This window comes from Pasteurella sp. XG20 (assembly GCF_018968665.1).
GTDB lineage: Bacteria > Pseudomonadota > Gammaproteobacteria > Enterobacterales > Pasteurellaceae > Pasteurella > Pasteurella multocida.
The window spans coordinates 404062-427842 of record NZ_CP076656.1 but is presented as its reverse complement, the minus strand read 5'-3'; the positions used below and the strand labels follow the sequence as shown (position 1 = coordinate 427842).

Sequence of the window (23781 nt, the reverse complement as noted above, 5' to 3'; positions counted from 1 at the left end):
TCAGTGATTTCCCTTTCTTCTTATTAAGCCATGGCTTAACTTTCTTCACTTTGTGCTGAAAAACGTTCGATACGTGCGCCTAAGCCACGCAGTTTTTCTTCGATTCGCTCGTAGCCACGATCAATGTGATAAATACGATCGACAATGGTTTCACCGGTAGCAATACATCCAGCCAGAACTAAACTGATAGAAGCCCGTAAATCCGTTGCCATCACTTCAGCGCCACTTAAATGATCAACACCATGGCAAATCGCTGTATTGCCTTCAATTTCAGCTTTGCCCCCCATACGAATAAGCTCTGGGATATGCATAAAGCGATTTTCAAAAATGGTTTCAGTAATGATACTGGTACCACATGCCACCATGTTTAATAAAGTAAATTGTGCTTGCATATCCGTTGGAAAACCGGGATAAGGTGCAGTACGAATATTGACAGCTCGTGGTCGATTACCCAGCATATCCAAAGTAATGCTGTTTTCTGTCACATCCACTTGGGCTCCCGCCTCACGTAATTTATCAATTACCGCATCCAAAGTATCTGCTTTGGTATTTTTACATTCAATGCGTCCACCTGAAATGGCGGCAGCCACTAAGAAAGTCCCTGTTTCAATGCGATCAGGCACAATGCTATGCTCACAACCACCTAAACGCTCAACGCCTTCCACGGTAATAGTATCAGTACCAGCCCCTACAATTTTAGCCCCCATTTTATTCAAAAACAGTGCTGTATCCGTAATTTCCGGTTCACGTGCAGCATTCTCAATGATGGTTTTCCCTTTGGCCAGTGTTGCCGCCATCATAATAGATAACGTTGCGCCCACACTCACTTTTTCCATCACAATACGAGTACCGACTAAGCAGTGATCAACATAGGCTTTTACATAGCCATCTTCTAAAATGATGCTTGCCCCTAAACGTTCTAAACCACTGATATGCAGATCCACTGGACGAGCACCAATAGAACAGCCTCCCGGTAAAGACACTTGACCACGATGAAAACGCGCCACTAACGGGGCTAATGCCCAAATTGACGCACGCATGGTTTTAACCAGTTCATAAGGTGCAACGAAATGATCAATTTTTGACGCATCTAAGTGCACCGCCCCTTCAGCATCACGTTCAACAACGACACCGAGTTTGCGCAGAATTTTTAAGGTGGTTTCAATATCTTTTAATTCTGGTACATTGGTCAATTTAACTGGCTCTTGCGCTAAAATCGCTGCAAATAAAATAGGCAACGCTGCATTCTTTGCCCCTGAAATATTCACAGAACCTCTTAAACGTGACTGACCGTACACACGAAATTTTTGCATAAAATATCCTATCTTTTATTTCAAGACGGCTGATTGAGTAAGCGTTCACGCTTCCATTTTTCAACTGTATAGGTTTTAATTGTTAATGCATGAATTGCATTACTTGAAATATGTGCCATTAATGGGGCATAAATTAATTGTTGTTGCTTTACTCTCGATAAACCCGCAAATTCATCGCTCACAGCAATTACACCATAGTGTGCATTTTCGCCTTGTACATACACTTCATCTAGCTTTAAGGCGTCTTTTAAAATTCGTTCTATTTCTTGCGTTTCCATTTATCATTTCCGTCGGATTGAACAAATGTTGCTATCCAGTCAGATAGCCCAAATAAATCCGCCAATGTCAATAATTGGCGCGGTGCATTATGTAAAATAATACTTGTCTCTTGCTTCATCACTTTCTGGCAATGCCTAATAAAATCACACAATAAAGCAAATCCTGCCGAATCTACTCTCGCGACATCTGTCAAATCCCAGTATAAGGTTTGTACCTGGCTCTTTTCTTCAGGCAAAAAAGAAGCACGCTGCGACCATAGCGGTAGCAACGTGTCACGAGATAACTCTCCGGCTAATCGGAGCGTTATCTTATCATTATTTTGTTCGCTTGCCCAAGTTAAACTTTTATCCGTTTTCATGCGATTACTTATTTAGGCTGACCGGTGTTTTAGCCGCTTTTTCCACTTGTTCTGTCAGTGCATCAAGACCACTTTTTACAATCGTTGGCGACCATTCTTTTTCTTTGGTTTCTACCATACTCACGCCTTCTGCACTCATATCAAAGACTTGCCATTTGCCTGTTTTACTGTTTTTGTACCAGTAGAACGTCAAATTTACTGGCGGCTGATTACCTGTTTGAATCACTTTCACACGGATACTGGCGGTTTTCTCTGTTGCATCCGTTTTCGGTTTTTCAATTTCTAATTTTTGATCAGAATACAGGGTAAGGACTTGAGCATAGGTTTGCTCGATATATTGCTCAAACGCCGTAAAGAATTTTTCTCTTTGCTCTGGTGTAGTGGTTTTAAAATTTTTCCCTAACACTTTTGAACCGGCATATTTCACATGTACATAAGGCATCAGTTCTGCACGTACAATCGTTTTTAAATAATTCGGATCTTGCTTAATTTTCGCTTGATTGCTAGTGATATTTTTAAATAATTTATCCGACACTTCGACCGTTAAATCATAGGGGGTATCCGCTGCAAAGGCATGCATAGAAACAAGTGCGGTCGCTATCACGACCATTTTTGCTAGCATTTTTTTCAACATGGTTAACATAACATTCTCCTACTCAATTACATTCCTAAATTTCTTATCATACGCTACTGCGCTTTTGGTTCACCCTCTTCTTGGCGATCGTTTTTATTACGATCACCATATAAGAATTGACCGACTAAATCCTCAAGCACTAAGGCTGATTTTGTGTCAACAACCTTGTCACCCTCTTTCCACATCGCGACTTCACCATCGTCAAAACCGATACTTAAGGCAATATATTGTTCACCTAATAAACCTGAGGTTTTAATTGATAATGAACTTGTTTCTGGAATTTCATTATAACGTTCATCAATCGCGACCGTCACAATGGGTAAATAACTTTTTGCATCCAGAGTAATATCTGCCACGCGTCCAATGACAACACCACCGACTTTTAAAGGTGCACGGACTTTTAGTCCACCAATATTGTCAAAAGTTGCATGAATTTTATAAGATTTTGTTTCGCTAAAGCCCTGTATATTTGCCACCTTCAAACCTAAAAAGACTAAAGCTGCCATGCCCAATAATAAAAACAAACCTACCCAAAATTCATAAATTCTTGTTTGTCGCATAAAATTTCCTTTACATCCAACGCATTCAAGCGCTCACCTATACACTCGCACCAAACATCAGTGCCGTTAATACAAAATCTAATCCCAACACAACCAGTGAGGCATGGACCACCGTTCTTGTGGTAGCTTTACTAATCCCTTCCGAAGTCGGAATACAGTCATAACCGTTAAATAACGCAATCCATACTACAGCGATAGCGAAACACAGGCTCTTGATAAAGCCATTAAGCAAATCTTTTTCCCATGTCACCGCATTTTGCATCACCGACCAAAAACTCCCCGCGTCAACACCTTTCCAGTCAACCCCGACTAATGAACCACCCCAAATGCCAATAGCGGTAAAAATAATCGCTAAAATCGGCATCGCGATCACGCCCGCCCAAAAGCGCGGAGCAATAACACGACGGAGGGGATCCACCGCCATCATCTCTAAACTGGATAATTGTTCTGTCGCTTTCATTAAGCCAATTTCTGCCGTCAGTGCGGAACCGGCACGCCCCGCAAAAAGAAGAGCCGTGACTACTGGTCCTAATTCACGTAGTAAGGATAACGCGACGAGTTGACCTAAACTGGTTTCCGCGGAAAAATCCACTAACACAACATATCCTTGTAATCCCAATACCATGCCAATGAAAAGCCCTGACAACATGATAATCAATAATGATTGCACGCCAAGCACATGCAGTTGCTTAATTAATAACGGAGTATGCTTGCGCCATTGCGGTTTACCAATTAAAGCCCCAAATAACATAAAGCCCGCACGCCCAATGGCACGACATGAACTGATCGCGTGATGACCTAACTCTGAAATAAACTGGATCATTTAAAAAGCGCCTCCACATAATCTTCCGCGGGGAAATGAAAACGTACCGGCCCATCGGCTTCGCCGTCTAAGAATTGACGTACTTGCGGATCTTGACTTTGTAACAATTGAGAGGATGTCCCTTCTGCAATCACGCGTTTATCCGCAATAATATAAGCATAATCTGCAATACTTAATACTTCCTGAACATCATGGGAAACCACAATAGAGGTCAAATTGAGTGCTTCATTCAAGCGTTTAATTAAACTTAAAATCACCCCCATGCTAATTGGATCTTGCCCAGCAAACGGTTCATCAAACATGATTAACTCAGGATCCAGTGCAATAGCACGTGCTAACGCCGCACGTCTTGCCATTCCACCAGATAATTCAGAAGGCATTAACTCAGCCGCGCCGCGCAAGCCGACAGATTCAAGTTTCATAAGTACGATTTTACGGATAAGGCTTTCAGGTAAACGGGTATGTTCACGAATGGGGAATGCGACATTATCAAATGTGGAGATATCAGTAAAAAGGGCGCCTGATTGAAAGAGCATGCCCATTTTCTGACGCACTTGATAAAGTTCAGCATTCGATAATTGACAAATATCTTTTCCATCAAACCAAATTTCACCTTTTTCAGGTTGTAGCTGTCCCCCAATTAGCTTTAACAAGGTTGTTTTGCCAATCCCGGAGGGGCCCATAATGGCCGTAATTTTCCCTTTCTCAACCCGCAAATTCAGGTTGTCATAAATCGTTCGCTCGCCTCGTTTAAAAGTGAGATGCTTCACTTCAATTAAGGGATTATTCATAAGATATTTTCCTAAAAGTAGGCTCTCAAAAACAAAGTGGGATATTCTATCAATTCTATCTGAATGTCAAATGTTGCCGAGAGAAAAGTTATCTATCTGTGACTCTAACATAAAAGCAATCTCCCTTAAGGAAAAATTTTCTGAAATCCTACCGCACTTTTATTGGTTTTATTAAAATTATGCTATGATTGCCATTTAATAACTCACTTTAATGACTTGAAATAGGTTTTATGAATATTCGTTGGAATATAATTTTAGCAGGGCTTGCATTGGCTTTACTGGCTTGGTTTTATTCACTTAATCAAGGTGAACCGAGTCTAAATACCTTAATCAAAAAGCCTGATAGTCCCGAATATGTCGGACAAAAAATGAAAACCACGGTATTCTCACCAACAGGGAAAAAGCACTATGTTGCGATGTCGGATTCTGTTGAACATTTTGCCCTTTCAGGTCAAACGCACTTTCAAAAGCCAGAAGTGTATTTATTTGAATTAGAAACAGAAAATCAACTTTCCAATAAAGAAAATTGGAAAGCCAGTGCGAACAAAGCCATATTAACGAAAGAAAATATGCTGTATTTAGAAGGGAATGTTGTTGTGGAAAGCCTGTTAAGCCCTTCTCGTTTACAGCGCGTTGAAACAGAAAGTGCGGTCATCAATTTATCTACGCAAGATATTAGCTCGGAACACGCCGTGAAAATTTATGGTCAACATTTTCATTCTACGGGTTTAAAACTCACCGGTAACTTACAACAACAAATCGCGACTTTAAAAGAGCAGGTAAATACATACTATGAAATCAATAAATAACATTGTCATTTTCACGACATTATTCGCCACCGCATTACCTGCTTTCGCTTTGAAAAGCGATACAAAGCAACCGATTAATGTGGTTTCCGATAACCAATCTTTAGACATGGACAACAGCGTGGTAACCTTCACGGATAATGTGGTTATTACACAAGGCTCTATCCTCATTAAAGCCAGTAAAGTGATCATCACTCGCCCCCCTGAAAATTCTGGTAAAAAAGACACTATCGAAGCCTTTGGTAAGCCGGTGACGTTTTACCAAAAACTTGATGATGGGAAACCTGTAGAAGGGCATGCCAATCAGGTCCATTATGATCTCACTCAGGAATTTTTAACCTTAACCGGTAATGCAGAACTCAAGCAATTAGACAGCAAAATCAACAGTGACGTGATTACTTATGATGTCAATAAACAACAATTAAACGCTAACAGCACGCAGGGTTCTCGAGTCAGAACGGTTTTAATTCCTACTCAATTAAACGAGAAAAAGAAATAAGGTTTTCTATGTCAATTCTTTATGCTGAACATTTAGCAAAAAGCTACAAAAGTCGCCAAGTCGTTTCTGATGTGAGTCTCACCGTTAACTCCAATGAAATCGTGGGCTTACTCGGTCCGAACGGCGCGGGAAAAACAACGACATTCTATATGGTGGTCGGTTTAGTCCAGCACGATCAAGGTAAAATTCGCATTGATGATGAAGATATTAGTCTATTACCTATGCATAATCGGGCACAACGTGGTATCGGTTATTTACCTCAAGAAGCCTCCATTTTTCGTCGTTTAAGTGTCTATGATAATTTAATGGCGGTGTTAGAAATACGTAAAGATTTGACGCCAGAACAACGTCGAGAAAGAGCGGATGAACTGATTAATGAGTTTAACATTGATCATATTCGCCATAATTTAGGTCAATCCCTCTCCGGCGGAGAACGTCGCCGTGTTGAGATTGCACGTGCTCTAGCCGCCAATCCCAAATTTATCCTGCTTGATGAACCTTTTGCTGGTGTTGATCCGATTTCCGTGATCGATATTAAAAAGATCATCATGGATTTACGCGATCGTGGCTTAGGCGTTTTAATTACCGATCACAATGTCAGAGAAACCTTAGATGTTTGTGAACGTGCTTATATCGTGAGCGCGGGAAAAATGATTGCCACTGGCACACCTGAGCAAATTCTAAATAATGAACAAGTGAAACGTGTTTACTTAGGTGAAGAATTTAAACTCTAGTTATGATTAAATTTACAGAATTACTCAAACCTGAAAATATTCGTCAAGGGCTGATTTGCTCAAGTAAAAAACGTTTATTTGAAATCATCACACAAGTGATCGCAGATCAAATTCAATTAGAAAATGCAGAACAACTTTGTTTTGAGTGTTTATTAAGCCGTGAAAAGATGGGGAACTCAGGCTTAGGCAACGGGATTGCCATGCCTAAAGCGAGAATCCCGGAAGGCAATCAACCACTGGCGGTGTTTATTCATTTAGATTCACCTGTGGACTACGAGTCTGCCGATCATCGTGATGTGGATTTAATCTTGGCGATTTTAGTACCCGAACAACTGTGTGAACGCTATATCAGCGCATTACCAGAAATTGCCGAAAAGTTTTCAGATAAAACCTTGTGTAAACAATTACGTAATGCACAAAATGTGGATGAAATCTGGCAAATTTTTGAAAATGTGGATCAATTGAATACACAGGAAAACGTAACAAAAGCCTCAGCAGAAACAACAAAAGAAACAGAATAATCTGTTTCCGCTTAAAGGGGGAAAAGCGTATGGAAATTATCATTATTAGTGGGCACTCTGGTGCGGGCAAGTCCGTTGCTCTCCGTTGTTTAGAGGACATTGGCTATTATTGTGTTGATAATTTGCCCTTAGACTTACTCCCCCAATTAGCCTCGATTCTTTCGACGAATCAGCAATCCGTTGCGATTAGTCTAGATATTCGTAATTTACCTCACTCCTCAAAAACGTTAGAAAATCTCCTTACCGAAGTACAACAGCAACACCAAATCAAATTGATTTTTTTGGATGCTGACAGAGGCACGCTTATTCGTCGCTACAGTGACTCGCGGCGTTTACATCCGTTGTCCACTCAAGATCTTTCCTTGGAAGCTGCGATTGATGCAGAAAGAAAATATTTAGACCCGCTCACACAACATGCGGATTTAATTATTGACACCACTCGTCTTTCCACCCATGAATTAGCCGAGCGATTACGTGATTTTTTATGTGAAAAATCAGATAAAGCCTTAAAAATTATTTTTCAATCTTTCGGCTTTAAATATGGTTTACCCTTAGATGCCGATTATGTCTTCGATGTACGTTTTTTGCCTAATCCACATTGGATTCCCGAATTACGCCCACTCACTGGCTTAGATGCGCCTGTTGCCGAGTTCTTAAATAAACAAAATGAAGTCAATCACTTTATTTATTTAACACGCAATTATATTGAAACCTGGTTACCTATGTTAGAACAAAATAACCGTAGCTATCTGACAATTGCGATTGGCTGTACAGGAGGGAAACACCGTTCTGTCTATATCACCGAACAGTTAGGGGAATATTTCCAAGCTAAAGGGAAAAGCGTGCAAATTCAGCATAAATCCTTAGCAAAACATAAAAAAGCGAATACACAATAAGCTAACTTCGCGGTCTTAAATCCGTTACTTGGCTAACAATTTCGCCGTCCGCCAAGCGCGTGATCACACGTTCACCGACACTAACCTGCTTAAGTTGTGTAATTGCCATACCTTGCGCATTTTGTGCAATCGAATAGCCTCTTGCGAAGACTTTGAGTGGGCTTATGCTATCTAATTTCGTACATAAAGCGGCGAATTGATGGTGTTTGAAAGTGAGCTCTCGTTTCAAAGCTACATCTAAACGGACTTTAAGTTGTGCCAAATCCTGTTTTTGTTTCTGCAACGTAAATGGTAAGGGATTTTTCTCAACCCTTGCCCACAATACACGAAGTTGCGCCTGTTTTTGTTGTAATACCGCTTGCATTGACCAATCTAAACGATGTGTCAGTTGTTGCATTAACTGTTTCTGAGCCGAAAGTTGTCTTTGTGGATGCTGGTTATGCAAGCGCAAGCGTAAACGCTGTAATCTATCGTCTTTTTGTTTAAATAAACGATCTAACGCCATCTCTAGACGTTGACGTTGATAAACAAGTTGCTGTAATAAGGCCTGCTGATCTCGGCTAACGAGTTCGGCTGCCGCTGACGGCGTAGGGGCACGTAAATCTGCCACAAAATCCGCAATCGTCACATCGGTTTCATGCCCTACCGCACTAATAATCGGGAGTTGAGAATGGAAAATTGCCCTGGCCACCATTTCTTCATTAAAACACCACAAATCTTCTAATGAGCCACCACCACGCCCCACAATCAAGACATCTACTTCCTGACGACGATTTGCCAGTTCAATCATTTGTACAATTTCCGCACTCGCCTCTTTGCCTTGTACAGCTGTAGGATAAATCACGACCTGTAAGCTCGGATCACGACGACGCAAAATCTGCAAAATATCCTGTAATGCAGCCCCGGTTTGTGATGTCACAATACCGACACTTTTACAAAATGGCGGTAAGCTTTTTTTCAAATGTTGAGCAAATAAACCTTCTGCTGCTAGCTGCATTTTCAATGCTTCAAATTGCTGCTGCAATAAGCCTTCACCTGCAGGGTGCATGCTTTCGATAATCAACTGATAATCGCCACGAGGCTCATATAAACTGACACTGGCGCGCACCAGCACTTGCATGCCATTTTGTGGACGGAAACTCACGCGCATATTTTTCATGCGAAACATCGCGCAACGCACCTGTGCATTTTCATCTTTTAAGGTTAAGTACCAATGCCCCGAAACAGGTTGTGTGAAATTAGAAATTTCACCCGTCAACCAAACTTGTCCTAGCTGATTTTCTAGCATAACCCGTACAGTTTGATTTAATTGTGAAACTGAGTAAATGTGTTCAGACATGGTGATAGCCTTTGTAATGATTTGTGATCGGTTATCTTGCCCAACCGCGAACAAGATCCCCCAAAAATGAAAAATACGCGGTTATTCCAGCAATACCCAGCCATCATCCAGCCAGTTACATAAGGAATCAAGCAATAAATCCAAAGTGCTATCGGGATCGTCAGCTTGCGCACATAACTGAGTTAAAAAGGCAAAATCGAGTTGTTGACCGTCTGCTAGTGCTTTTAACACCTGTGCTTCAATCTCATTGAGTTCATCTAGCCATTCACCGTTCGCATAAACGCGCAATGGATTTTCAAGATAAAGTAATTTGCAGTTATTATCCTGCACAATCGTGCCATTTTCCGCTAAAATCGACCGCACTTCATCTAAATCACAATAGCCTTCTGTTTCAAGTAACTCATAACGTCTGCTGCTCACGGTGGTGGCAACGGCGTGTTGGAATAAACGATCAAATTGTGCAGAGTTTGCTAATTTGGCGAAAAACTGCTGTTTCATATTTTCCACCATCACAGGATCCAGCTTACCTGTCGCTTGCACTGCCGGACTTAAACGCAGTGGAATATTCAATTCCGTCAAATCAATCTCTGGCAACGCTTGGCAAATGCCTTTATTGATGTTGTCGAATAAATCGGCAACATTCAGATAACGCAAACCAAAAGAAAAGGTTAAACAATCATCTTGTGCGACACCATAATGAGATAAGCGAGAAGGGACATACAAAATATCGCCGGGTGCCATCACTTCATCTAAAATGAGCTCACCCATATCATCAAAAATACGAATTGGCTGATTGGCTTTAAATTCGGTACTTGGATCGCACCATTTACCTAATTGCCAACGGCGATGTCCATAGCCTTGCACCAAAAACACATCATATTCATCATAATGTCGACCGACTGAACCGCCTGCTGGTGCATAAGACACCATAATGTCATCACGTTGCCATTGAGGAATAAAACCAAAGGCGTGCCATAATTGCCCTAATTCTGGCGACCATTGTTCTAAATTTTGTACTAATACAGACCATTGTGCTGGCAAATTTTTAAAATCCTTTGCTGTTAATGGACTGCGTGCTAATTGCCAATTGTCTTCGGAAAATTGTTTAATTAAACGAGAGGTCACGTCTTCTTGTTGAGCGAGCTCAATAATATCATCCGGTTCAAACATCCCGACAATTTCAGGTAAGCCATTGCGAATCAATAACGGTTGTTTTTGCCAATAATCACGTAAAAAAATCTCAGGGGTAATGTGTTCAGGTAAACAAAATTTCATCATGCTCTCTTTCTGTTCGGTGTGATCTTTGCGGTAAAACCCAAAGGATCGGTTTATTTTTTCTTGGCTTGTGCCGCTTGCTGCTCTGCACGTTTACGGCGAATTTCTTTTGGATCAGCTAACAACGGGCGGTAAATCTCGATACGATCGCCATCTTTGAGTTGATCGGTTAATTTTGCTGGGCGACTAAAAATACCCACCTTGTTTTCCCGCAAATCAATTTCGGTAAATTGTTGCAAAATGCCCGATTGCAAAATCGCGGTTTGAATCATCGTTCCTTCTTCTACCGTGAGTTTTTTTAAATAGTAACGTTCAGGATAAGCATAAGCGATTTCAATCTTAATTTGCGCCATGATATACCTCTCTTGCGCGTTGCTTGAATGCGTCAATCATCTTGCTGGTTAAATGAGTAAAGATCTGCCCAAATGCCATCGCGATCAAGGGATTAGAAAACTCAAATTCTAATTTCAAGGCAATCTTGCAACAACACTCGTCTAATTCATCAAATTGCCATTCCCCTTGCAAAAAACGAAAGGGACCTTCCACCAATTGCATTTTGATCGAACGGTTCTCCACCATTTGATTGCGAGTCGTAAATTGCTGGCGAATGCCCGCTTTTGAAATCACCAGTTCCGCCGTTAATTCATGACCATTTTGAGTCAAGGTACGCCCATTCACACAGCCCGGTACAAATTCAGGATAACGTTCATAATTATTCACTAATTGATACATTTGTGCAGCACTATAAGGCACTAATGCACTTTGATTAATTGTTGGCATGAGGTTTTATTCTTGATTGAAAAAATTCTGCATATTATAGCGGAAAAGTGCGGTCAAAATAAGGCAAGAATGGAGAAAATCTGTGTTTCAAAATTGAGAGTTGCGCTATTTTCCGCTACAATAGCGCACTATTTTGACTGTTGGAAGAAGATCAATGTCTGAAATAAAATTAATTGTTGGTTTGGGTAATCCGGGCGATAAATATGCCGATACCCGCCACAATGCGGGAGAATGGTTAATCAATCGTTTAGCGCGCCAATTTCATTTTAGTTTAACGCCCGAGAGCAAATTTTCAGGCAAAACGGCACGCACCGTCATCAACGGCAATGAAATCCGCTTTCTCGTACCAACGACCTTTATGAATTTGAGTGGTAAAGCCATCAGTAGCTTGGCAAATTTCTATCGCATCAAACCAGAAGAGATTTTGGTCATTCATGATGAATTAGATTTACCACCGGGTGTAGCAAAAATTAAACAAGGTGGCGGACATGGTGGACACAACGGTTTGCGTGATACTATCGCGCAATTAGGCAACAATAAAAACTTCTATCGCTTAAGAGTTGGCATTGGACATCCTGGTGATAAAAATTTGGTTTCAGCGTATGTGTTAAATAAACCGTCACCTACCGATTGGCAACTGATTGACAAAGCTTTAGATGAAGCCACAAGTTGTGTAGATATTCTGATTAAAGATGGCATTACTAAAGCCACCAACCGTTTAAATGCGTTTAAAGCATAAAAAAGATTAATAGTTAAAAAGTAAGGAAAAACTATGGGATTTAAATGTGGCATCGTGGGTTTACCTAACGTTGGTAAATCAACCCTATTTAATGCATTAACCAAAGCGGGGATTGAAGCCGCCAACTACCCGTTTTGTACCATTGAACCTAACACGGGGGTTGTACCAATGCCCGATCCACGTTTGGACGCCTTAGCGGAAATCGTCAAACCTGAGCGCGTGTTACCGACTACGATGGAATTTGTGGATATTGCCGGATTAGTCGCAGGCGCCAGCAAAGGCGAAGGCTTAGGCAATAAATTCTTAGCCAACATCCGTGAAACTGACGCGATTGGGCATGTGGTTCGTTGTTTTGAAAATGATGACATCGTTCATGTCGCAGGACAAATTAATCCTGCAGAAGATATCGACACGATCAATACCGAATTGGCATTAGCAGATTTAGACAGTTGCGAACGTGCCATTCAACGTTTACAAAAACGGGCCAAAGGCGGCGATAAAGACGCCAAATTTGAATTGTCTATTATGGAAAAAATCCTGCCTGTGCTGGAAAACGCCGGCATGATTCGTTCCATCGATTTAGACAAAGACGAACTACAAGCGATCAAAGGTTATAACTTCTTAACCTTAAAACCGACGATGTACATCGCCAACGTCAATGAAGACGGCTTTGAAAATAATCCATATCTTGATCGCGTCCGTGAAATTGCGGAAAAAGAAGGCGCGGTCGTGGTGCCAGTCTGTGCAGCGATTGAATCGGAAATTGCCGAATTAGACGATGACGAAAAAATCGAGTTTTTACAAGATTTAGGTATTGAAGAGCCAGGCTTAAACCGCGTGATTCGTGCGGGTTATAAATTACTTAACCTACAAACTTACTTTACAGCGGGTGTCAAAGAAGTGCGTGCGTGGACAATTCCAATTGGTGCAACTGCACCCAAATCAGCAGCTGTGATTCACACTGATTTTGAAAAAGGCTTTATTCGCGCTGAAGTGATCGCCTATGATGACTTTATCCAATACAAAGGCGAAGCGGGTGCAAAAGAAGCCGGTAAATGGCGCTTAGAGGGCAAAGATTACATCGTACAAGATGGCGATGTAATGCATTTCCGCTTTAACGTCTAAAATTTTATAAAAAAGCACCGCACTTTATCGCAATAAGTGCGGTGTTTTTTTGTTTAGTTTCATAATAAAAATAAGAGAAGACAGTATGTCGAATAAAAAAATCGGTTTATTATCCCTCACCGCCTTAGTGTTAAGCTCGATGATTGGCTCGGGGATTTTTAGTTTGCCACAAAACATGGCGGAAGTGGCAGGTGCACAAGCACTCGTTATTGGTTGGATCATTACTGGTATTGGGATCATCTTTTTAGGTCTTTCCTTTTTCTTTATTTCCCGTTTACGTCCTGAGTTAGACGGCGGCATCTACACTTATGCTCGAGAAGGTTTTGGCGATTTAGTCGGTTTTCTCTCTGCTTGGGGTTATTGGTTGTGTGCTACCATTGGTAGCGTTGGCTACTTAGTGGTCGCCTTTGAGGGAATCGGTTTATTTACCGATAGTCCTAATCGTATCATTTTCGCTCAAGGCAATACGATTTTCGCCTTTCTAGGTTCTTCTTTAGTGGTTTGGTTAGTGCATTGGCTGATTACACGAGGAGTCAAAGAAGCAGCATTTTTAAATCTCTTAGCGACTTTTGTCAAAGCTTTTCCGTTAGTGTTGTTTATTGTATTAGCCGCTTGGTTTTTCTCACCAGAAACCTTTAACCATGATATTCAAGCCACAAATTTAAATCATTCCATTACTGATCAAGTGAAAAACACCATGTTGATCACGCTCTGGGTATTCGTTGGGGTTGAAGGGGCAGCAGTGTTATCCGCTCACGCCAAAAAACGCAGTGATGTGGGGTTAGCCACGGTGTTGGGGATTGTGATTGCCTTAATTTTATATGTGGCGATTACCGTATTATCTCTGGGGATCTTACCACGTGAAATGATCGCCAATATGCCCAATCCATCGATGGCTGGTCTGCTAGAACACATGATTGGCAGTAGCGGTAAAATCATTATCACCGCCTGTTTAATTGTCTCTGTGTTAGCGTCTTACATTAGTTGGACTATGTATTCTGCCGAAGTCCCTTATCGTGGCGCGCAAAACGGGGCGTTCCCGAAAATCTTAAATAAGATCAACGAAAACGACACGCCAATTAACTCTCTGTGGTTCACTAACCTCGTGGTGCAATTCTGTCTCGTGTTGGTATTAATGACAGGTAAAAGCTATAACGCACTGTTGTTAATTTCCACCTCTATGATCTTAGTGCCGTATTTCCTGATTGGTGCCTACTTATTGAAATTGTCTATTCAACAAAACAGTGCTTGGTATATCAAGCTTACTGGGTTACTTGCCTCAATTTACGGAGTCTGGATTTTATATGCCGCCGGACTAGATCATTTATTGTTATCGATCTTGTTGTATGTCCCAGGGATTGGAATCTACTTATATTCTCGCTATCAGCACCAAGGCAAACTTCATTTTAATCAAAAAGAGAAAGCACTATTGCTCTTTATTGCTATCGCGTTTGTGTTAGCTATTTACAATAGTGCTGTCAATGTCAATTGGAATTAACCCGTTAATCTTCAATCAAACAGAAAAGTGCGGTCAGTTTTTAACAATTTTTTGAAAAACTGACCGCACTTTTTCTCTCCCAGTCCTACCTCTGCCTCGCCCTTGTGGTCAGTGCAAAACTTTGCGACAATCTGACGGAACGTTTGTTTTTTGTTAGGAATCGCCCTATGACATTATCTGAGCTACTTCATCACCGCCGCGCCGTACGTTATTTTGATCCCGACAAACCGCTTGATAGTGAAAAAGTGACACAATGCTTGCAGTTGGCAACTTTGGCACCAAGCAGTTCTAATATGCAACTGTATGAGTTCTACCACATCACTGATAAAGCCCTTCTTGCACAATTAGCCACTACCTGTTTAGGACAACAAACAGCAACCACAGCACAACAAATGGTGGTGTTTGTGACTCGCCAAGATTTGTATAAACAACGCGCTCAAGCAGTTTTAGCCTTTGAGAGCGAAAACATTAAGCGCCATAGTCCACCTGACCGCTGGGAAAATCGCCTAAAGGGCAAAACGCTCTATTATGCAAAACTGATGCCCTTTATTTATGCACGCTGTTTTGGTTTATTAGGTTTGTTTCGCAAGGGATTAGCTTATGCTATCCGTTTATTTCGTCCTGTCAGCACTGAAGTATCGGAAGCGGATGTGCGTGTGGTGGTGCATAAAAGTTGTGGGTTGGCGGCACAAACCTTTATGCTGTTAATGGCGGAACAAGGTTATGATACATGCCCAATTGAGGGATTAGATGGTGGTAAAGTGAAAAAGCTTCTTTCGCTCCCACAGGGTGCTGAAATCAATATGATTGTGTCATGTGGGGTACGTAAAGCTGGACGAGGCATTTGGGGCGATCGCTTTCGTGTGCCTTTTGATGAAGTGTATCATAGAAAATAAAATCAAAGAGATAAGGAAAAAGGACACGAAAAAGTAGTTAAAAATGTACCGCACTTTTAACCACTTCGCTCAAATCTAAGGTCGTAGTCTGTCGCCTTGCCAAAAGTTGTAATACATACCGCACGTTATTGCGCGGTATGCGTATTGACTTAACTCACCACCTCTGCCTGTGTTAATACGACCTTTTGCAAGACTTTAATCCCTGCGTCAATATCTTGCCATTCGGTAAACTCCAACGGATTATGACTAATACCCCGATGTGAAGGTACAAAAATCATTCCCGTTGGGCAAAGTGTTGCCATATGCATCGCATCGTGCCCCGCCCCACTTGGCATCACTTCGTAACTATAACCGAGAGTTTCAGCGCTTTGCCTAATTTGCTCAACCATCTCTTGCGGCAATAATACAGGGTTATCTTTAGAAATCAGCTGTAATTCAATCTGCAAGCCTCGTTTTTGTGCGACTTGTTCAATCTGCTGTTGTAACGCTGTAAAGACTGACTCTCTGGCTTCCACATGAATACCACGAATATCAACTAACAGTTCGCAATAGCCCGGTACCACATTCATTACACCGGGTTTTGCCGTCAAATTCCCCACGGTTGCTACCGTAGCATGCCCCGCATCAATCGCAGCTTGCTCAACAGCGAGCGCCAGTTCTGCACCACCCAATAACGCATCATGACGATAATGCATCGCCGTGGCACCAGAATGATCCGCTTGACCTTGAATTTTCACCACGCAACGAATTGGTGCGGCAATACCGGTCACCACACCAATGGTTTTGTTTTCATTTTCTAAACGAGGACCTTGCTCAATGTGCAATTCTACAAAACATTTAAATTCTTCACCGGTACGTTTTGCGTGGTGAATTGTCGAGAAATCCAACCCAATATCGGCTAACGCTTGCGCAAACGCCTTGCCTTGTTTATCACGCAAGTGGCTTAAGCCCGCCTGCTCCACCACACCACACATCACTTTACTGCCTAAGGTAGCGTAGTTAAAACGACTTGATTCTTCACAGGTAAAAATAATCAGTTCTAAGGGATAACGGGTTTTAATGCCTTGCTCACAAAGTTGAAATAAAATTTCCAACCCTGCTACCGATCCCAATGGACCATCCAATTTCCCCGCATTGACCACGGTATCAATATGCGAGCCAAAGGCGACGACTGGCAGATGATCTTCAATACCTGCTTTACGAATAAAAAGATTGCCGATTTCGTCACGGCGAATCGCAAGATCATAAGTTTGACATAAATCGACGATATATTTATGCGCTTTTTCATCTTCTCGGCTAAATGCCAAACGGGTTAATTCGCCTTCGACAGAAGACATTGAGGCGAGCGTGTCAATAATAGATTGCACGCGAGCTAAATTGATCGACATAAAGACTCCTTAGTTGATAACAAAAAAGCAGTGCTCAACACACTGCTTTTGCAGGATAACGCCACTTATCCTTGTACAACATTCATACTGGCTTGACAACCCATTACAGCACAGATACTTGAATTAGATCATATAATCTTTTATAAATCGATGATTTTAACGTGCAATGCTTTTTTAAAAAGTTTTCCTGTTCTATTTCACTAATTCACCAATTAATCCAATCACTTCTTGCACTTGCGCAGTCGATAGCGCGCCTTCATGGACAAATTTGACTTTGCCCGCTTTATCCAACACGACAACCAAGCTTTCTTTTTCCTTTAATTGCCAAGCTGCTTTTACCGCACCGCGTTGATCTAACACCACTTGGCTATGCGCATTGGCTTTTTTGCCTTTTTCTGCACCACTTTTTACAAAACTGCCCGTGCCGAAGGTTGCGTCATCAGCATTAATAATCGTGGTTGTCTGATATTTGGCACGATCAAATTGTGCCCCTTTAATCGCCTCAATTAATGCTTGATTACGTTCTTTCACATCACGTCGTCCTGCAATGTGGTTCACGACACGTACTTTTCCCACTAATTGTGCCGAATGCCAAGCATGATACTGCACCGCCTCACCTTTTACACTCAATTCTCCATCTTCAGCAACACTAACAGATGCTAAAGGTTGATTTAACTGGATATTATGGGCATGCGCTGAAAATGCGCAAAATGTGGCTAACCCTAAAACAAATGTCATTTTTTTCATTTTCTTTACCTTGTTAACTCAAAGAGGATGCATTCTACCGAAAAACAAAAAATAAACAAATCAGAGCTGTTATTCACATAATTTTGGCAAAATTGCGCTTTTTTGCTATAATTTCGCGTCATTTTTATTGAGAGGAAAATTTATGGAACAAATGCCAACTTGTCCAAAATGTCAAAGTGAATACGTTTATCATGATTTAATCCATTTTGTTTGCCCTGATTGCAGCTATGAATGGTCAGGTCAAGAACCTATAGAAAGTGATGAGAAAGTGGTGAAAGACAGCAACGGTAATCTTCTACAAGATGGTGATTCGGTTATCTTAATTAAAGATCTCAAAGTAAAAGGCTCGTCTATCGTGTTAAAGAAAGGCACCAAAGCCAAAAACATTCGTTTAGTCGATGCCGATCATGATGTTGATTGCAAAATTGATGGGCAAAGTTTTTCATTAAAATCAGCGTTTCTGAAAAAAGCCTAATCTCACGACGTACTGTTTTTTTACGTGATAAACAGTACGTTGACTTATCGCCGACAGCGTGCCAATCCATGACTACTGCCACCGGGTAAACACTCACAGGCTTCTCCATCATGATCGCCATCTAAATGATAGGCCTTATATTTTTCCATGTACGCTTGTGCTTCAGCTTGCGTAGCGAAATGCTTACAAGTTACTCGCTTAGCGTGCGCTGAACAGGCTGTTATAGCAATCATTAAAGTTACCCATATTCTCTTCATCACGTCTTTTCCTGCTTTGTTGCTCTCTTATAGTCCTCATTTTAACCAACTATTCTCGCTATCAGAAACGAAATTATTTGATCCAGTTCACAGATCGGACAAAAGCTTTTTGCACTTTTTCAATTTCCTCTTAGACTAATCACTAAGTCATCGAAACGTTTCGATGAGAAAGAAAAATCTATTGAGGTACGTCATGAAAAAAACCGCCCTATTAAACGCCCCGTTATCCCAAGTAATCGCGACATTAGGTCATACCGATAGCCTCACGATTTGTGATGCGGGACTGCCGATCCCTAAACAGATAGAACGTGTTGATTTGGCTTTAAGTGTAGGGGTGCCAAGTTTCCTTCAAACTTTTCATGCGGTAGTCACAGAAATGTTTGTAGAAAGAGCCATCATTGCCGAAGAAATCAAAGAAAAAAATCCGAAAATACTGACCGCACTTTTAAACAGTTTGGCTCAACTTGAGCAACAACAAGGCAACCAAATTGAGGTGCAATATGTCAGTCATGACATGTTCAAAACGTACACGCATGCAAGCAAAGCAATTGTACGTAGTGGCGAATGTAGTCCTTATGCCAATATTATTTTGTATTCTGGCGTTCCATTTTAAAGGCGGCGAATATGCAACACGAAACCTTACTCCACATCCAAGGAATTGATAAGTCTTTTCCCGGTGTCAAAGCGCTCAGTAATGCTTGCTTATCCGTTTATGCAGGACGTGCCATGGCATTAATGGGGGAAAATGGTGCGGGTAAATCGACCTTAATGAAAGTGCTCACCGGCATTTACAGCAAAGACGCAGGCACAATTGAATATTTAGGTAAACAAGTCACCTTCAAAGGACCAAAAGAGTCGCAAGAAGCTGGCATCAGCATCATTCACCAAGAATTGAATTTAGTTGGCAACCTAACAATCGCAGAAAATATTTTCTTAGGCCGTGAATTTGTGACGCCTTGGGGAAGTATTGATTGGAAAAAAATGCACCAAGAAGCGGACAAATTACTTAAACGTTTAGGTGTTAGCCATAGTAGCCATCAATTGTGTTCCGAATTATCAATTGGTGAACAACAAATGGTTGAAATTGCCAAAGCACTCAGCTTTGAATCTAAAGTCATTATTATGGATGAACCCACCGATGCACTAACCGATACGGAAACAGCCGCTTTATTTAAGGTGATTCGGGAACTCAAAGCCGAAAAACGTGGCATTGTCTATATCTCGCATCGTATCAAAGAGATTTTTGAAATTTGCGATGATGTGACGGTATTACGTGATGGTGAGTTTATTGGTGAAAAAGCCGTCAATGTATTAGATGAAGATCAGCTGATTGAAATGATGGTTGGACGCCGTTTAGATGAACAATATCCACATTTAGATAAACCTCGTGGCGAATTATTGCTTGAAGTCGAAAATCTCAGTGGCAGTGGTGTACATGATGTCAGTTTCACATTACATCGAGGAGAAATTCTAGGGGTTTCTGGTCTGATGGGAGCGGGACGAACAGAGCTTATGAAAGTGTTATATGGCGCGCTACCCCGTTCAAGTGGCAAAGTGCGGTTAGCTCAGCAAGAAATTTACAATACTTGCCCACAAGATGGCTTAAATCATGGCATTGTGTACATTTCCGAAGATCGCAAAGGTGATGGCTTAATTTTAGGCATGTCAGTGAAAGAAAATATGTCACTCACCGCTTTAGCCTATTTTTCTAAATCTATTCAAATTGATCACAAAGCAGAACAATTGGCAGTGGGTGACTTCATCACCATGTTTAATATCAAAACACCAAGCCAAGAACAGCAAATTGGGCTCTTATCTGGCGGTAATCAGCAAAAAGTGGCGATTGCTAAAGGCTTAATGACACGTCCCAACGTGTTGATTTTAGATAAGCCAACACGTGGTGTGGATGTGGGGGCGAAAAAAGAAATTTATCAACTCATTAATGAATTCAAAAAAGAGGGCTTAAGTATCATTTTAGTGTCCTCTGAAATGCCAGAAGTGCTTGGCATGAGTGATCGTATTTTGGTCATGCATGAAGGGCGAATTAGTGCAGAATTCCAACGTGGTGAAGCCACGCAAGAAAAATTATTAGCCGCAGCCATTGGCAAAAGTGCGCTCTAAACCTGAAGGATTTATTATGACAACTCAAGCAAAACCATTCCAATTCGGTAAATTCTTAATTGAACAACGTTCCATCATTGCCTTACTGGTGCTGATTGCGATCGTCTCAATGATCAATCCTGACTTTTTCAGTGTGGATAATATTCTCAATATTTTACGCCAAACTTCAGTCAACGCAATTATTGCCGTCGGGATGACATTTGTGATCTTGATTGCCGGGATCGATCTTTCGGTCGGTTCGGTACTTGCATTAACGGGGGCTATTGCCGCCTCGATGGTCAGTACTGAGTTACCAATACTGCTCGTCATTCCAATCACGCTCTTGATTGGTACATTACTGGGCGGGATCAGCGGTGTTATTGTCGCGAAAGGCAAAGTACAAGCCTTCATTGCTACTCTCGTAACCATGACCTTATTACGTGGTGTGACCATGGTTTATACCGATGGACGCCCAATTAGTACAGGCTTTTCGGAAGGTGCGGATACGTTTTCGCTGTTAGGCACGGGTTATGTATTCGGTATCCCTGTCCCAATTTGGATTATGGCATTTGTCTTTGCTGCCTCTTGGTATGTATTAAAACATACACGTATTGGGCGTTATATTTATGCACTTGGGGGGAATGAAGCCGCCACCCAATTATCTGGCATTAACGTCAATAAAATTAAAATCTTTGTTTTTGCCGTCAGTGGCTTCTTATCTGCCCTTGCCGGTCTGATTGTCACTTCACGTTTATCCTCTGCTCAACCGACTGCCGGTGTGTCATATGAGCTTGATGCGATTGCCGCGGTTGTAGTCGGCGGAACGAGCTTAATGGGCGGAAAAGGACGCGTCATGGGCACTTTAATTGGCGCATTGATTATTGGTTTCTTAAATAACGCGCTGAATTTACTGGATATTTCCTCTTACTATCAAATGATTGCAAAAGCATTAGTTATCTTAGTCGCGGTTTTAGCGGATAACTATTTAGGCACCAAAAAAGTTTAACCCACTCACTCTGTAAGGAGAATGCAAATGAAAAAACTTCAAAAACTCACAACGTTAGCCTCAGCATTGATGTTAAGTTTGGCAGTCAGTGGCACTGCACTAGCTAAAGAAACCATTGCTTTGGCTGTTTCAACGCTCGATAACCCTTTCTTTGTGACACTCAAAGACGGTGCACAGAAAAAAGCCGATGAACTGGGCTATAAATTGGTTGTTTTAGATTCACAAAACGATCCAGCAAAAGAATTAGCGAACGTAGAAGATTTAACTGTTCGTGGGGTAAAAGTCCTTTTAATCAACCCAACTGATTCTGAAGCCGTGGTCAATGCCGTGAAAATGGCAAATCGCAATAAAATTCCGGTCATCACTTTAGACCGTGGTGCAGTTGCGGGAGACGTCGTCAGCCATATTGCGTCTGATAACGTCGCTGGAGGAAAAATGGCGGGCGATTTTATCGCTGAAAAACTTGGCGCAGGGGCAAAAGTCATTCAACTTGAAGGCATCGCGGGCACCTCAGCAGCACGTGAACGCGGAGAAGGCTTTAAACAAGCGATTGACGCTCATAAATTTGATGTGCTTGCAAGCCAACCCGCCGACTTTGACCGTACCAAAGGGCTTAACGTAATGGAAAACTTGTTAGCCAGCAAAGGGGATGTTAAAGCCGTCTTTGCTCAAAATGACGAGATGGCATTAGGGGCATTACGTGCTATCAATGCAGCCAATAAAAAGGTGTTAGTCGTTGGCTTTGACGGTACAGATGATGGTGTAAAAGCAGTACAAACAGGTAAAATGGCCGCGACCATTGCTCAACAACCTGATTTAATTGGTGCATTAGGCGTGGTAACCGCAGATAAAGTCTTGAAAGGTGAAAAAGTGGAAGCCAAAATTCCTGTTGATTTAAAAGTGATCCATAAATAAGATCATCATCAAGCTTCGATGGGGGCAAGCTTAGGGCTTGCCCTATATCACCTCAACATGAAACACAAAATAGCGAAGAACATATGAAAAAATTAACGGTACTTGGCAGTGTAAATGCCGATCATGTCATTTCTGTCCCACACTTTGCTAAACCCGGTGAAACCCTCACAGGCAATCATTACCATATTGCGTATGGAGGAAAAGGTGCAAACCAAGCTGTTGCGGCTGCTCGCTTAGGTGCCAATATTGATTTTATTGCTTGTATTGGTGATGATGCGATTGGACAAGCAATGAAAAAGGCTTTCCAACAAGATGGCATTAATACACAAGCCGTTGTAGAAATTGCCGATCAAATGACAGGAATCGCCATGATTCAAGTCAACGCACACGGGGAAAACAGTATTGTCATTGCCGCCGGAGCAAATGCTTATTTAACGGAAACTGTCGTTGAACAATTTGCGGATAAAATTACGCAAGCGGATACTTTATTAATGCAACTTGAAACCCCTTTAAGTGCGGTCATTTTCGCGGCAAAATTGGCTAAATCAGCCAATACTAAAGTGGTGTTAAATCCGGCACCGGCCCAGCCACTTCCCGATGAGTTACTCACGCAATTGGACATGATTACCCCTAATGAAACAGAGACTGAAATCTTGACTGGGGTGAAGGTCGTTGACGAACATTCTGCTGCGCAAGCGGCGGCTCTCTTTCATCAAAAAGGCATTGAAACGGTGCTCATCACTTTAGGCTCAAAAGGGGTTTATGCAAGTCAGAAAGGTACGCCGGGCAAAATGGTCGCAGCCTTTCGTGTCGATGCGAAAGACACAACTGCCGCAGGTGATACGTTTAATGGCGCTTTAATGACTGCATTGTTAGAAGATAAACCGCTTGCTGATGCCATCCGTTTTGCTCATGCTGCCGCAGCAATTAGCGTCACCAGAGCGGGCGCACAACCCTCAATTCCGACTAGACAAGAAACCCTCAACTTTTTACAATCACATTAAAACCATGTAGGGGAAACTTACCC

General features: G+C 41.7%; 29 protein-coding genes. 15 read left to right on the top strand and 14 right to left on the bottom strand.

Annotated elements, in window-relative coordinates:
- Positions 1 to 35: 35 nt before the first annotated feature.
- From murA to mlaF, 7 genes are read right to left on the bottom strand one after another with little or no spacing between them, the layout of a single operon-like run.
- Entirely contained in the window at positions 36 to 1313 is a 1278-nt protein-coding gene (murA, locus tag KPF51_RS01960; RefSeq protein WP_005723419.1) for a UDP-N-acetylglucosamine 1-carboxyvinyltransferase, read from the bottom strand.
- A gap of 20 nt (positions 1314 to 1333) precedes the next feature.
- Positions 1334 to 1591, bottom strand: coding sequence for a BolA family protein (locus KPF51_RS01955; protein ID WP_005723418.1), 258 nt, complete (start codon positions 1589 to 1591; stop codon positions 1334 to 1336).
- On the bottom strand, positions 1573 to 1950 hold the full coding sequence (locus KPF51_RS01950; RefSeq protein WP_005723416.1) for a lipid asymmetry maintenance protein MlaB: 378 nt from the start codon (positions 1948 to 1950) through the stop codon (positions 1573 to 1575). Before KPF51_RS01950 ends, KPF51_RS01955 begins: the two co-directional genes overlap by 19 nt.
- Positions 1951 to 1954: 4 nt before the next feature.
- Positions 1955 to 2593 (bottom strand): phospholipid-binding protein MlaC, encoded by a 639-nt coding sequence (gene mlaC / locus KPF51_RS01945; RefSeq protein WP_005720552.1) that lies wholly within the window; start codon positions 2591 to 2593, stop codon positions 1955 to 1957.
- Between the two features lie 44 nt (positions 2594 to 2637).
- Complete coding sequence (gene mlaD / locus KPF51_RS01940; protein ID WP_005720550.1) at positions 2638 to 3144, bottom strand: outer membrane lipid asymmetry maintenance protein MlaD; 507 nt, start codon at positions 3142 to 3144, stop codon at positions 2638 to 2640.
- Between the two features lie 37 nt (positions 3145 to 3181).
- Positions 3182 to 3967 (bottom strand): lipid asymmetry maintenance ABC transporter permease subunit MlaE, encoded by a 786-nt coding sequence (gene mlaE / locus KPF51_RS01935; RefSeq protein WP_005753485.1) that lies wholly within the window; start codon positions 3965 to 3967, stop codon positions 3182 to 3184.
- Positions 3964 to 4758, bottom strand: coding sequence for a phospholipid ABC transporter ATP-binding protein MlaF (gene mlaF / locus KPF51_RS01930; RefSeq protein WP_061406198.1), 795 nt, complete (start codon positions 4756 to 4758; stop codon positions 3964 to 3966). The genes mlaE and mlaF overlap by 4 nt, the downstream gene beginning before the upstream one ends.
- A 230-nt stretch (positions 4759 to 4988) precedes the next feature.
- Here mlaF and lptC point away from each other — a divergent pair, with 230 nt between their 5' ends.
- The 5 genes from lptC to rapZ are packed head-to-tail and all read left to right on the top strand — an operon-like array spanning position 4989 to position 8214.
- Positions 4989 to 5567, top strand: a complete 579-nt coding sequence (gene lptC / locus KPF51_RS01925) for an LPS export ABC transporter periplasmic protein LptC (RefSeq protein WP_005720545.1) — start codon at positions 4989 to 4991, stop codon at positions 5565 to 5567.
- Entirely contained in the window at positions 5551 to 6063 is a 513-nt protein-coding gene (gene lptA / locus KPF51_RS01920; RefSeq protein ID WP_005720543.1) for a lipopolysaccharide transport periplasmic protein LptA, read from the top strand. Before lptC ends, lptA begins: the two co-directional genes overlap by 17 nt.
- An 8-nt stretch (positions 6064 to 6071) precedes the next feature.
- Positions 6072 to 6797 carry an LPS export ABC transporter ATP-binding protein gene (gene lptB / locus KPF51_RS01915; protein WP_005720541.1) on the top strand — a complete coding sequence of 242 codons (726 nt, stop codon included), beginning with the start codon at positions 6072 to 6074 and terminating at the stop codon, positions 6795 to 6797.
- 2 nt (positions 6798 to 6799) lie between these two features.
- The gene (gene ptsN / locus KPF51_RS01910) at positions 6800 to 7318 is read left to right on the top strand and encodes a PTS IIA-like nitrogen regulatory protein PtsN (protein WP_005751136.1); all 519 of its coding nucleotides are present in this window, start codon (positions 6800 to 6802) and stop codon (positions 7316 to 7318) included.
- A 29-nt stretch (positions 7319 to 7347) separates the two neighbouring features.
- Positions 7348 to 8214 carry an RNase adapter RapZ gene (gene rapZ, locus KPF51_RS01905; RefSeq protein WP_005723405.1) on the top strand — a complete coding sequence of 289 codons (867 nt, stop codon included), beginning with the start codon at positions 7348 to 7350 and terminating at the stop codon, positions 8212 to 8214.
- A 1-nt stretch (position 8215) separates the two neighbouring features.
- Here rapZ and xseA read toward each other — a convergent pair whose 3' ends face one another.
- From xseA to KPF51_RS01885, 4 genes are all read right to left on the bottom strand, one after another.
- A complete protein-coding gene (xseA, locus tag KPF51_RS01900; RefSeq protein ID WP_005723403.1) occupies positions 8216 to 9553 on the bottom strand; it encodes an exodeoxyribonuclease VII large subunit in 1338 nt (445 codons plus the stop codon).
- A gap of 81 nt (positions 9554 to 9634) precedes the next feature.
- Positions 9635 to 10828: a cupin domain-containing protein gene (locus tag KPF51_RS01895; protein WP_211599594.1), complete on the bottom strand. Its 1194-nt coding sequence runs from the start codon at positions 10826 to 10828 to the stop codon at positions 9635 to 9637.
- 53 nt (positions 10829 to 10881) lie between these two features.
- Positions 10882 to 11181 carry an RnfH family protein gene (locus tag KPF51_RS01890; RefSeq protein WP_005720534.1) on the bottom strand — a complete coding sequence of 100 codons (300 nt, stop codon included), beginning with the start codon at positions 11179 to 11181 and terminating at the stop codon, positions 10882 to 10884.
- The gene (locus KPF51_RS01885; protein ID WP_005723398.1) at positions 11168 to 11608 is read right to left on the bottom strand and encodes a type II toxin-antitoxin system RatA family toxin; all 441 of its coding nucleotides are present in this window, start codon (positions 11606 to 11608) and stop codon (positions 11168 to 11170) included. Before KPF51_RS01885 ends, KPF51_RS01890 begins: the two co-directional genes overlap by 14 nt.
- Positions 11609 to 11762: 154 nt before the next feature.
- On the opposite strand from KPF51_RS01885, the gene pth reads away from it, so the two are divergent.
- The 4 genes from pth (at position 11763) to KPF51_RS01865 (ending at position 15866) form a co-directional block, all read left to right on the top strand.
- A complete protein-coding gene (gene pth, locus KPF51_RS01880) occupies positions 11763 to 12347 on the top strand; it encodes an aminoacyl-tRNA hydrolase (RefSeq protein WP_005720430.1) in 585 nt (194 codons plus the stop codon).
- Between the two features lie 33 nt (positions 12348 to 12380).
- On the top strand, positions 12381 to 13472 hold the full coding sequence (gene ychF, locus KPF51_RS01875) for a redox-regulated ATPase YchF (RefSeq protein WP_005720428.1): 1092 nt from the start codon (positions 12381 to 12383) through the stop codon (positions 13470 to 13472).
- Positions 13473 to 13557: 85 nt separating this feature from the next.
- Positions 13558 to 14970, top strand: coding sequence for a basic amino acid/polyamine antiporter (locus KPF51_RS01870; RefSeq protein ID WP_005723393.1), 1413 nt, complete (start codon positions 13558 to 13560; stop codon positions 14968 to 14970).
- Between the two features lie 167 nt (positions 14971 to 15137).
- Positions 15138 to 15866 carry a nitroreductase family protein gene (locus KPF51_RS01865; RefSeq protein WP_061406199.1) on the top strand — a complete coding sequence of 243 codons (729 nt, stop codon included), beginning with the start codon at positions 15138 to 15140 and terminating at the stop codon, positions 15864 to 15866.
- A gap of 149 nt (positions 15867 to 16015) precedes the next feature.
- Here KPF51_RS01865 and KPF51_RS01860 read toward each other — a convergent pair whose 3' ends face one another.
- Both KPF51_RS01860 and KPF51_RS01855 read right to left on the bottom strand, forming a co-directional pair.
- Positions 16016 to 17254 (bottom strand): Zn-dependent hydrolase, encoded by a 1239-nt coding sequence (locus KPF51_RS01860; RefSeq protein ID WP_005723388.1) that lies wholly within the window; start codon positions 17252 to 17254, stop codon positions 16016 to 16018.
- A gap of 192 nt (positions 17255 to 17446) precedes the next feature.
- The gene (locus KPF51_RS01855) at positions 17447 to 18001 is read right to left on the bottom strand and encodes a YtfJ family protein (RefSeq protein ID WP_005723386.1); all 555 of its coding nucleotides are present in this window, start codon (positions 17999 to 18001) and stop codon (positions 17447 to 17449) included.
- A gap of 142 nt (positions 18002 to 18143) precedes the next feature.
- Between KPF51_RS01855 and KPF51_RS01850 the strand changes: the two genes are divergently transcribed.
- The gene (locus KPF51_RS01850; protein ID WP_061406200.1) at positions 18144 to 18476 is read left to right on the top strand and encodes a zinc ribbon domain-containing protein YjdM; all 333 of its coding nucleotides are present in this window, start codon (positions 18144 to 18146) and stop codon (positions 18474 to 18476) included.
- A 44-nt stretch (positions 18477 to 18520) separates the two neighbouring features.
- On the opposite strand, the gene KPF51_RS01845 is transcribed toward KPF51_RS01850, so the two are convergent.
- The gene (locus tag KPF51_RS01845) at positions 18521 to 18733 is read right to left on the bottom strand and encodes an excalibur calcium-binding domain-containing protein (protein ID WP_005723381.1); all 213 of its coding nucleotides are present in this window, start codon (positions 18731 to 18733) and stop codon (positions 18521 to 18523) included.
- Positions 18734 to 18926: 193 nt separating this feature from the next.
- Between KPF51_RS01845 and rbsD the strand changes: the two genes are divergently transcribed.
- The 5 genes from rbsD to rbsK all read left to right on the top strand — a co-directional run bounded on the left by rbsD (position 18927) and on the right by rbsK (position 23758).
- Positions 18927 to 19346 (top strand): D-ribose pyranase, encoded by a 420-nt coding sequence (gene rbsD / locus KPF51_RS01840; protein WP_005723380.1) that lies wholly within the window; start codon positions 18927 to 18929, stop codon positions 19344 to 19346.
- Between the two features lie 11 nt (positions 19347 to 19357).
- Positions 19358 to 20854, top strand: a complete 1497-nt coding sequence (gene rbsA / locus KPF51_RS01835) for a ribose ABC transporter ATP-binding protein RbsA (RefSeq protein WP_211599592.1) — start codon at positions 19358 to 19360, stop codon at positions 20852 to 20854.
- 16 nt (positions 20855 to 20870) lie between these two features.
- Positions 20871 to 21839, top strand: a complete 969-nt coding sequence (rbsC, locus tag KPF51_RS01830; RefSeq protein ID WP_005723062.1) for a ribose ABC transporter permease — start codon at positions 20871 to 20873, stop codon at positions 21837 to 21839.
- A gap of 27 nt (positions 21840 to 21866) precedes the next feature.
- Positions 21867 to 22754 (top strand): ribose ABC transporter substrate-binding protein RbsB, encoded by an 888-nt coding sequence (rbsB, locus tag KPF51_RS01825; protein ID WP_005723060.1) that lies wholly within the window; start codon positions 21867 to 21869, stop codon positions 22752 to 22754.
- 83 nt (positions 22755 to 22837) lie between these two features.
- Complete coding sequence (rbsK, locus tag KPF51_RS01820; protein ID WP_005723058.1) at positions 22838 to 23758, top strand: ribokinase; 921 nt, start codon at positions 22838 to 22840, stop codon at positions 23756 to 23758.
- Positions 23759 to 23781: the final 23 nt, after the last annotated feature.